Source organism: Streptomyces sp. NPDC030893 (assembly GCF_055571535.1).
Genome location: NZ_JBVIFC010000010.1, coordinates 161,100 through 171,099 on the forward strand (window position 1 = coordinate 161,100; position 10,000 = coordinate 171,099).

The following is a 10,000-nucleotide window of genomic DNA, read 5'->3' on the forward strand; positions in this document are numbered from 1 at the left end:
CGCGGGTTCCGTCCTCCGTCGTGTCGCGTCCCTCTGCCGTCAGTCGGGCCAGGCGGAGTTCTGGATGACCTCGACGAAGTCGGTCCGCCGGAAGCCGGGGACGAAGTGCTCCAGGACGTCGGCGTTCACCGTGCCGAAGGTGCTGTCGGGGCGGTGTTTGAATCCGTCGGTGAACGCCTGGAGGATCTGCCGCTTGAAGTCGGGCCGGGGATGGGCCGCGGTCACCTCGCGGATCTGGGCCTCGGTGACGGCGGCCAGGTTCAGGCCGAGCACGTCGGTCTCCACCCCGGCCGTGGTGGCGGCGATCTCGGGCGCCATCCTGTACGGCACCTCCGGGGTGGTGTGCAGGGCGATCGCCGTCCACACCGTGTCCGCGTCGCCCTCGGAGGCCCCGTGGTCCAGCAGGAAGGCGCGGGCCTGGTCGGCGCCGTCCATCTCGAACCGCTGTTCGTCACCGCGGTAGGGCGGCACCAGGCCCGTGTCGTGGAACATGGCCGCCACGTAGAGCAGTTCCGGGTCGGGGCGGAGTCCGCGCGCCGCGGCCTGCAGGCTGCCGAACAGGAACACCCGGCGGGAGTGGTGGTAGATCAGCGGCGGTGTCGTGTCGCGGATCAACTCGGTAGCGGCCCGGGCCGTCCCGCTGTCCGGGACGGTGACTCCGGCGATCTCCTCGCCCATGGCTGTCTCTCCTCGCTCGGTGGTGACCGTGCAGTGGTGACCGGGCACTTCCGCGATCGCCGGCCGACGAGCGCACGGGCCCGCCCCGCTGGAGACCGCCGCCGGACCGGACGGGTGCCCCGTACCCGGGCCGGCCGTCGTGCTACGACTTCACGAACTCCAGCAGGTCCCGGTTGAGGACGTCCGCGTGCGTCGCCAACATGCCGTGCGGGAAACCCTCGTACGTCTTGAGAGTGCCGTGCTTCAGCAGCTCGACCGACAACGGCGCCGAGTCCGCGTAGGGAACGATCTGGTCGTCGGTGCCGTGCGCGACGAGGACCGGGACGTCGATCTTCTTCAGGTCCTCGGTGAAGTCGGTCTCGGAGAAGGCCTTGACGCACTCGTAGTGCGCGTTGGCCGCCCCCGCCATTCCCTGCCGCCACCAGTTGTCGATGAGACCCTGGGAGACGTCCGCGCCGGGCCGGTTGAATCCGTAGAACGGTCCCGTCGGGAAGTCGATGTAGAACTGCGCGCGGTTGGCGGCGAGGGCCGCGCGGATCTCGTCGAAGACCTCGATCGGCAGGCCGTCCGGATTGCTCTCCGACTTGACCATGACCGGCGGGACCGCGCCGACGAGCACCGCCTTGCCGACCCGGCCCGGCTCGGCGCGCGCGACATAACGCGTGACCTCGCCGCCGCCCGTCGAATGGCCGATGTGTACGGCGTCCCGCAGTTCGAGCGCGTCCGTCAGTGTCGCCACGTCGGCGGCGTAGGTGTCCATCTCGTGGCCGGCCGACGGCTGGCCGGAGCGGCCGTGGCCGCGCCGGTCGTGGGCGATCACCCGGTAGCCCTGCGCGAGGAAGAACAACATCTGGTTGTCCCAGTCGTCGGCGCTCAGTGGCCAGCCGTGGTGGAAGACGATGGGCCGGGCGTCGCGCGGACCCCAGTCCTTGTAGAAGATGTCCGTGCCGTCAGCGGTGGTGACCGTGCCCATGGTTGATCCTTCCGCGTGCATGCCTGAAGGCTCCCGCACCCGCGGTCCGCAGACCACGGCATACGCACGCACATCACCCTACGCTCCGGCCGAACAGGTCTCATCTCAGATCATGTCGTGCCGTACGTGTACGGAAATCTCCGGACATGGCGTCCGTTCTATGGTGGTTCGATGTTGATTGTTCCCCGATGGGTCCTGGTCTCGTCCGGGTGTGCGCCCGTGCTGCTGATCGCCGGGTGGGTGATCGCGGCGTCGCTGGAGGGTCCCGCGTACGATCCCGTCACGCAGACGATCAGCGTGCTCGCGGCCTACGGGGCCGCGGGGTTCTGGGTGATGACCGGTGCGCTGTTCGCCCTGGGACTCTGTCATCTGCTCACCGCGTGGGGACTGCGGGCGGCGGCAGCGGCGGGGCGGCTGGCGCTGGCCGGTGGGGGAGTGGCGGCCCTGGTGGTGGCGCTGGTCCCGGCGCCGAGCAGCGGGGGCTCCCTGCGTCACGGTTCGGTGGCCGCAGTCGGTTTCGCGCTCCTGGCCGTGTGGCCGGTCCTGGCGGCCGACGGCAGCGGCGGCGCCCCCTGGGCCCTGCGGCCCGCCCCCGCCTTCGTGGCGACCGGCGTGATGGTCGCCGGCGCGGTCTGGTTCCTGGTCGAAATGCACCTGCACGGTGCGGCCGGCGTCGCCGAACGCGTGGTGACGGCCCTTCAGTCCGTCTGGCCCTTCGTGGTCGTCACCTCCTGCCTGCGTCACTGCCGCAGCCGCGACGGGTCACCCCGACCGCCGGAGATCTACCCCTGACCGCCGCTTTCACCGCTGTCGCCGCTCTCGCCGGCGAGGACGCGCCGCGCCGCCTCCGCCTCGGCGGCCGGCGGTGACAGCTCGTCGAGCGAGTCGAGTTCCGTGTCGGCCTCCAGCTCCCGCTCCCAGGCCGCCGCGAGCCGCTCCTGCTCCTCGCGCGGTCTGGCACCGACGCTCTCCCGGTGCTCCGGGTCCAAAGCCGTCAGGAATCGTCCGACCGGGTCCGTGGGCATGCCGTGCTCCTTGTCGCAGGGAAGGGGCCGCTGTCCCCAGGATGGCCAGGGCGCCCGGGGACGGCCTCCCGACACGGCCCGCGACCACCCTGATGGCCCTGCCCGTCCGCCGCAGAACCGTTCCCCCGACGTGCGCGTCCACCAGGGCCGGGACCCGTTGTCAGAGCCCTGCTCTAAGGTTCCCGTCACTTGATCATTGTGATGCGGGAGGCACACATGGGGTGGGTGTCGGCCGGCGGCTATGAAGTCGCCCTCGACGACGGCACGGTGGTGTGCCGCAACGCGGCCGGGCGGCGGCTGAAGTCCGTACCGTCGAAGATCGCCGACGACCCGGCGGTGGTGGGGCTGCGGCAGCTCGTCGAATGGCTGGAGCGGCACGAAGGGCAGTGCCTCGCCGACGTCGAGCGGTGGATGGTTCGCTCCCTGCCGGTGCCGTTCGCGGTGCTGGCGCGGGTGTGGCCGGACCCGGCCTGGCAGGCCGCCCTGCGCGACACGGTCGTCACGGGGACCGACGGCGAGGTGGCCGGGTTCCTGCGGGACGCCGACCCCGAGCGCGGTCTCGGCCTCGTCGACCTCGACGGCGACACCGTCCGGCTCACCCCCGGCCTGGTCCGCCTCCCGCACCCGGTGCTGCTCGACGACCTCGAGGACCTGCGCGAGTTCGCCGTCGAGATCGGCATCGAGCAGCGCGCCCAGCAGCTCTTCCGCGAAGTGTGGCACCGGCCCGCGACCCTCGACGCCGACGCCTCCTCCGTCGAGGACCACGCCGGCGGCGTCTTCAAGGAGCTGAGGTTCCTGCACGGCCGCGCCGCCCAGCTGGGCTACCGCGTACGCGGAGGCCACGCCGTGTGCTCCGTGCTGGAGGACGGCCGCGGCGTCGAGGCACGCGTCTGGATCGGCGACTACGACGGCTACTCCGAGACGGAGACCGGCCCCCTGGTCTTCACCGACACCGCCGGCCGGACACTGAAGCTCGGTCAGGTCGGGCCGGTGGCCTGGTCGGAGGGCATGCGCATGGCGGCCGCGCTGTACGCCGGACGCGACATCGAGGACGAGGAGCGTGCGGCGTGACGGCCCACCAGTACGACACAACCGGGCCCGCTACGGCCGCGCTGCTCGACGCCGGGGCCATCCTGCCCTCGGGTGCCACGGACCGTGAGGACGCCGACGTCCTCACCGCCCGCACCTACACCCACACCGCGCTGGACGGGCGGAAGGTCGTACGACTGGTGCCCGGCACCCTCGGCGAGGCCGAGGACCTCGCCCTGGACTTCCTGGGCCTGGCCCGGGAGCCCGAGACCCGCGAGGTGGGACAGGTCCGCCGGGAAACCCTCGGCTTCCCCGCCTGGGCGCTCGTCAACGACCCGGCGAACGGACACCACGCGCTCGCGCTCGTCCGCGACATCGAGCGGCTCGCCCGGCAGGCCAAGTCCCGCCCCGGCACCGCCAAGGAGGGCTTCGAGGCGCTCGGCGAGCGGCTCGGCCGGGCCGTGCCGCACTTCCTCCCCACCTTCTACGAGCAGGCCGCCCGCGTCTTCCTCCAGCACGAGAACACCACCTACGCGGCGGCCTTCTTCGGCAAGGCCCGCGACGCGGAGCGGGTGCACGCGCTGACCGTGGACGAGGAGCGGCAGCGCGCCGTCTTCCTGGAGTTCGCCTTCGCCGGCGCGCTGACGGTCAAGGCGCTCAAGGAACACGTGAAGGCCCTCGCGGCACGGCTCACCCCCGCCGAGGCCTGGGCGCAGTTCCGGCAGCTGACCGTGGAGCGCTGCGCCGCCGGCATGCCGCCGTACGCCTCGCTGCCCCAGGACGCCCGCACCCTGATCAAGGCGGCCGGGCTGGACCGGGTCACCGAGGAGTGCGCCCTCGTCGCGGACCTGCTCGCGTCGCCCGCGGCCGTCCGCGCCCCCGCATCCTTCTGGAACACCTACCGGCCGACGCTCGTCGTCCTCGCCGAGCGGCAGCCCGCCGTACGGGCCCGGCTGCTGGAGATCATGCCGGCCGGGCTCGGCCGCTCCACGGAGGACGACGAGTTCTGGCTGGCGCTGCTCGCGGAGACCGGCGCCGACCGGCTCCTGACCGGCGGCACCGAGGCCGCCGACGGAATCGACGCGGCGGACTGGCTCAGCCGCTGGGCCCTGCACCGCAAGCACGGCGGCACGCTCAGCGACCGCTCACCGGCCACCCTCGCGCTCGTGGCACGCATGGCCCCGCGCCTGCGCGCACTCGGCCGCGGCGTGGACCTCTTCACCGGCCGCTGGCACGCGGGCGCCGACCTCGACCTGCTGGACCTGTGCGTGGCCGAGGACGTTCCGCTGACCCGGCCCGGCGCCGGCACGGAGGTCCACCTCGGCCTCGGCCGGTGGACGCGGGACACCCCGGCCGGCCGGCGCGACCTGACGGCCGTGGCGGCCGATCCGCACGGACGGCGCATGCTCTACGACGCCGTCGGCAACCTGCACCGCCACCGCGAAGGCACGGGGGTGCTGGAGAAGGTCGCCGGCCACCCCGTGCTCGGCGACGTGCTCCGGGAGTGGCTGGACGACGCCGCCGCCGAGCTGGACGGCGCGGCCGGCCCGGCGGACGCCCGGGCCGCGCTCGAACGGCTGCGCCCCTTCCGTGCGGTCGCCGCACGGATCAGCCCCCAGGCCGTCGCCCGCGCCGCCGCACTCGACATCGCGCCCCTGCTCGGCAACACCCTGCGCGCCGGCATCCCCGACGAACTGGGCTGGCCCGCCCTGGAGGAGGCGGTGCGCCGGCTGGAGAACGGGACCCGGCGCGATGGCCACGACGACATCGCCGTGCAGGAGGCCTGGCCGGCCCTGATCCTCTCCCGCGGGCACAAGGCGATCGTGGTCGGGCCCCAGGACATCCTCCTCGAACACGACCTGCGGCTCCCGGCCGACCTGGGCCGCTGGCAGCGGCCGTCGTTCCGCTGGACCGACGGCGAACTGCTGGTGATGTGGCGCCAGGGCGCCAAGAGCCACGGCTACTGGTCGAACCGCCCGGCCGAGGTGTTCCCGCTCGGCGGGGAGAAGCTCCCGCAGTGGTACGGCAGCGGCGACGCCGGCGAGACCTCGATCCCGCTCCCGGACGGCGGCCGCGCCACCGGCGGGCGCACCCTGCACGCCGGCGACACGGTCCTGCCGCCCGCCCGCCCCGTCATCGGGGACGGCACCGCCTACTGGCGCCAGGGACGGCAGGGCGTGCGGCAGCTGTGGCTCGAGTACGACCCGGTCACCGGCACCCACGGCCGTGCCTCGCTGCCCGCGTTCCTGCGCTCCGGCATCCGCGACGGCGCCACCCTCCTCCAGCGGCACTGCACGGTGCTGCCCCTCCAGCCCGGACTGGAGCAGAGCCCGTTCGGCACCGACGGCACGGTCCTCGGCCGCTGGGTGCGCACCGAGGGGGAGGGCGACGAGGCCCGCACCACCGTCGGCACGCCGGACGGCAGGACCGTCACCCTGCCGGCGGCGGACGACCGGATACCGGGCGTTCCGCTCGGCGCGCTGCGCCTGCCCGGCGGCGTCGAGCCCGTCGTCGTCGCCCAGTACCGCCACCTCACCCTGTACACCACGGACGGCGACACCGGTGTGCGGGAGCTGGGCCGGCTGACGCCGCTGCAGCGCGGCGGCGAGTTCGCCGCCGGCACCCCGCTCGTTCCGCCGGCCGACTTCTGGCACGCCCTGCGCCCGCGCGACGAGAGCGCCTCGGCGATCCTGCGGGCGCTGAGCGACGAGCAGGCCGGGGAACTGCTGCGCGCCGGGGCCACGGCGCTGGCGGAGCGGCAGGATCGGCTCGCGGCGGCCCAGCGGGCGAACGCGCAGGCCGGGGCCGGGAACGGCCAGGGGACCACCACCGGCAAGCCCGCCGCCCCCAGCGCCCAGGACGTCCTGCACAAGGTCGTCTCCCGCTGTCTGCCCGCCCTCACCGAGCCCCGCGTGCTCACCGGCGTCACCGCCCTCGTGCACGCGGTGCTGCGCCTCGCCGAGTCCGTCGCCGCGTTCGTCGCGCCTCCGGTGGAACGGCCCGAGACCCCCTCCCAGTGGGTCGCCGGAATGTTCGCCGACTACCGCCCCGAGGACGGCGACGACCGGACACTGCGCGAGGCGGTCGACGGCCTCGCCCAGCAGCACGGCTGGTGGAGCAGCGGACCGAGGTGGAACGTGCTGCGGCAGATCCGCGCCGTCAACCACGTCCTGTCCGGGAAGCCCGCCGACGGCAGGGCCCTGCCCGGCAACGCCCGCCTCACCGGCCCCGCCGACGGCTGGCACAGCGACGAGCGCACCGTCCCCGCCGAGGGACCGGCGTGGCCGTCCCTGCTGGGCGCACTGCGCCCCCTCGCCTACCGCGCCGCCTCACCCACCCTGACGGAGGCGCACCGCCGGGCCCTGCTCCTGCTCTTCGAGGCGATCGCGGAGGGCCCGCTGGCCGCACCCGGGGCCGCGCTGCGCGAGATCGTGCTGAGCGAGCCGCGCGGCAAGCAGGACCGTGCCGGGCAGGTGCTGCGCCGGCAGGGCCGCACCGTCGTCGTCCTCGGCTGCCACAGCGTCGACCACCAGGACAACCGCGTCAAATGGCTCGCCCTGGACCACGATCCCACCGGCGCGTTCGGCGCCGTCGCCCACCTCGTCCTGGAGCGGGAGACCCCGCGCCCACCCGTGTTCCCCGCCGACGCGCTGACGGCGGTGACCGGGCTGATCCGGGACGAGGGCCCCGCGCCCTGGCAGCCGGACGCGCCCGCCGCCCTCGCCGACGCCACCCGGGGTGGCCTGGGCCCGGTCCAGGCGGCCCTGCTGCTCGCGGGGAAGCCGGTACAGCTCACCGACGAGGTGATCGCCGCGACCGCCCTGAAGCCACGCCGGAAACAGCTGGGGGACGGCCTGCTCGGCGCGCTGGAGCCCGGCGACCGGGCGGCGCTGGTCGGCGCCCTGCTCCCGGCGGACCCCGGCGACCTGTGGACCGCCGGACCGGACACGGACGCGGCGGGCCGGGTCTGGGCCGAGCGCCTGGGCGGGGTGGTCCGGCTGCCCGAGGACCTCGTCGGCGATCTCGTGCTGCCTTCCGTGCCCGCCGGATGCGCCGAGCAGGTGCTCAACCCGGGCCGCACCCCCTGGCTCTCCCGCACCACGGTGCAGCGGCCCGACAAGGACGGCAGCCTCGTACCGGAGGACCCCCGGGCACTGCCCGGACGGTACGACCTGACACACGCCGTGTCCTCCCTGGCCGGACTGGCCTACTCGCTGCCGTACGGGCACCCCCTGCGCGCGGCGCTGCCCGAGGGCCTGGCAGCGCTGCGCCGCCGCCTCGCGGACCCCGGGCTGCTGCTCGACCTCGACCTGGACTGGACCGAGAAGGGCTCCTCGACCGCCGCCGAGCTGCGCAAGGCGTACGGGCTGCCCGCCGCCGGCGGCGCCGGCGCGGACGGCCTCACCCCCGTCGGCGAGGCCCTCGTACTGCGCCCCTGGTACCGCGACCAGGAAGCCGTCCTGGTCCGCACCGCCGCCCTCACCCGCGCGGACGACCCCGTGTTCGGGCTGGTCGAGGGGCTCGTCGGACCCGGACGCGGCGACGGAATGCGCGCCCTGCGGACGATCCTGGACGACGGACTCGCCCGCGCCGTCGCGGCGGGAACCGATCCGCAGGGCCCCACCGGGTACGCCCACGACCCGTCCGCCACCGTGCCCGAGCTGGTCGCCGAGGTCGCCGGTGCCCACGGTCTGGGCGAGGACGCGGCGGCGCTCTACCTCCAGCTGCTCGCCCTCCCCGACCCGACGGATCGCAACTGCGCCCGCCGCACCGGCTGGAAGCCCGCCCGCACGAAGAAGGCGCGCGCCGAACTGGCGGCGGCCGGCGGCCTGGTCGTCGAGGCGAAGCGCTCCCGCGCCGGCCGCACTCTCTTCCTGCCCTGCGGCTGGCTGGACCTGAAGTCGCCCGCGCTGCCGGTGGAGATCTGGAAGCGGGGCCTCTACCCGGTGCGCGGCGACTCGGCCGCGGTGCCGCTGCTGCCGGTGCCCGAGTTGTTCACCCGCGCGTGGCAGCGTGTCCGCGCCGGTGACGCCCCGGCCTACGAAGAACTCACCACCCGCGCCACCCGCAAGGGCCGCCGCCGATGACCACCGTCCACCCGCACCCGGAAGAACACGCACCGATGACCACCACCACGTCCCCCTCCCCGGCCCGCCAGATCGTCCCGCCCGAGGAGCGGTACGCGACCGAACTGGCCTTCCTCGCCGCCCACGACGACGGACCGCGCCCGCCCGCCTGGCGGCTCACCCCCCGCGCCGTCGTCACCTTCGTGATGGGCAGCGCCGGTGAGGCCCTGAAGCTCCCCGACGACGCCGAGGCCCCCGAGGGGGTGCCCCGCCGCCTGGTCGTCGAGGACAAGTTCGTCGGCGACCGGGCCCTGGTCGAACGGTGCGTGGTGACCCTCGCCGGCGAGCGCGGACTGCTGCTCGTCGGCGAGCCCGGCACCGCCAAGTCGATGCTGTCGGAGCTGCTCTCCGCCGCCGTGTGCGGCACCAGCGGCCTCGTCGTCCAGGGCACCGCCGGCACCACCGAGGACCAGCTCAAGTACGGCTGGAACTACGCGCTGCTGCTGGCGCAGGGCCCCACCCGGCAGGCGCTCGTGCCCTCGCCGGTACTGACCGCCATGTCGCGGGGCGCCGTCGCCCGCGTGGAGGAGGTCACCCGCTGCCTGCCCGAAGTGCAGGACGCGCTGGTGTCGCTGCTCTCCGAACGGCGCATCGCCGTCCCCGAACTGGCGGGCAGCGAGGACTCCCTGGCGCACGCGGCGCCCGGCTTCAACCTCATCGCCACCGCCAACCTCCGCGACAAGGGCGTCTCGGAGATGTCCGCGGCCCTCAAGCGCCGCTTCAACTTCGAGACGGTGGGCCCCATCGGGGACCTCGACGCGGAGACCGAGCTGGTGCGCGGCCGGGCCCGGGCGTCCGTGGAACGGGCCGGCGCGCCCTTCCAGGTCGACGACGCCGTACTGGAGGCCCTGGTCACCGCGTTCCGGGACCTGCGCGAGGGACGGTCGGCGGAGGGCTGGGAGGTCGAGCGGCCCTCCACGGTGATGAGCACCGCGGAGGCCGTGTCCGTCGCCGGCGCGCTCGCCCTCGCCGCGGCGTACTTCCCCGGCGACCGCGATGTCCTCGGACTGCTGCCCGGCCACCTGCTCGGCGTGGTCCGCAAGGACGACCCCGCCGACGCCGCACGGCTGCGCGGCTACTGGGACGGCCCCGTCCGGCGCCGCGCCGAACAGGGCTCCGCCACCTGGCGCACCCTGTGGGACCTGCGTACGGTCCTGGAGGGCTGACCG

General features: G+C 74.5%; 7 protein-coding genes. 4 read left to right on the forward strand and 3 right to left on the reverse strand.

Features of this window, described 5'->3' with window-relative positions:
• Window positions 1-39: 39 nt before the first annotated feature.
• A complete protein-coding gene (locus ACZ434_RS20260; RefSeq protein WP_468457676.1) occupies window positions 40-678 on the reverse strand; it encodes an HD domain-containing protein in 639 nt (212 codons plus the stop codon).
• Window positions 679-820: 142 nt separating this feature from the next.
• Window positions 821-1,651: an alpha/beta fold hydrolase gene (locus ACZ434_RS20265; RefSeq protein ID WP_468457678.1), complete on the reverse strand. Its 831-nt coding sequence runs from the start codon at window positions 1,649-1,651 to the stop codon at window positions 821-823.
• Between the two features lie 171 nt (window positions 1,652-1,822).
• Between ACZ434_RS20265 and ACZ434_RS20270 the strand changes: the two genes are divergently transcribed.
• On the forward strand, window positions 1,823-2,443 hold the full coding sequence (locus tag ACZ434_RS20270) for a DUF998 domain-containing protein (protein ID WP_468457680.1): 621 nt from the start codon (window positions 1,823-1,825) through the stop codon (window positions 2,441-2,443).
• On the opposite strand, the gene ACZ434_RS20275 is transcribed toward ACZ434_RS20270, so the two are convergent.
• A complete protein-coding gene (locus tag ACZ434_RS20275; protein WP_468457682.1) occupies window positions 2,434-2,676 on the reverse strand; it encodes a hypothetical protein in 243 nt (80 codons plus the stop codon). The genes ACZ434_RS20270 and ACZ434_RS20275 overlap by 10 nt on opposite strands.
• 216 nt (window positions 2,677-2,892) lie before the next feature.
• Between ACZ434_RS20275 and ACZ434_RS20280 the strand changes: the two genes are divergently transcribed.
• Genes ACZ434_RS20280 through ACZ434_RS20290 form a run of 3 tightly spaced genes read left to right on the forward strand, consistent with a single transcriptional unit; the run spans window position 2,893 to window position 9,997 of the window.
• Window positions 2,893-3,747 (forward strand): DUF4132 domain-containing protein, encoded by an 855-nt coding sequence (locus ACZ434_RS20280; protein WP_468457867.1) that lies wholly within the window; start codon window positions 2,893-2,895, stop codon window positions 3,745-3,747.
• Window positions 3,744-8,792 (forward strand): hypothetical protein, encoded by a 5,049-nt coding sequence (locus ACZ434_RS20285; protein WP_468457684.1) that lies wholly within the window; start codon window positions 3,744-3,746, stop codon window positions 8,790-8,792. The genes ACZ434_RS20280 and ACZ434_RS20285 overlap by 4 nt, the downstream gene beginning before the upstream one ends.
• Before the next feature lie 35 nt (window positions 8,793-8,827).
• Entirely contained in the window at window positions 8,828-9,997 is a 1,170-nt protein-coding gene (locus ACZ434_RS20290) for an ATP-binding protein (protein ID WP_468457686.1), read from the forward strand.
• The last annotated feature ends 3 nt before the right edge of the window (window positions 9,998-10,000 follow it).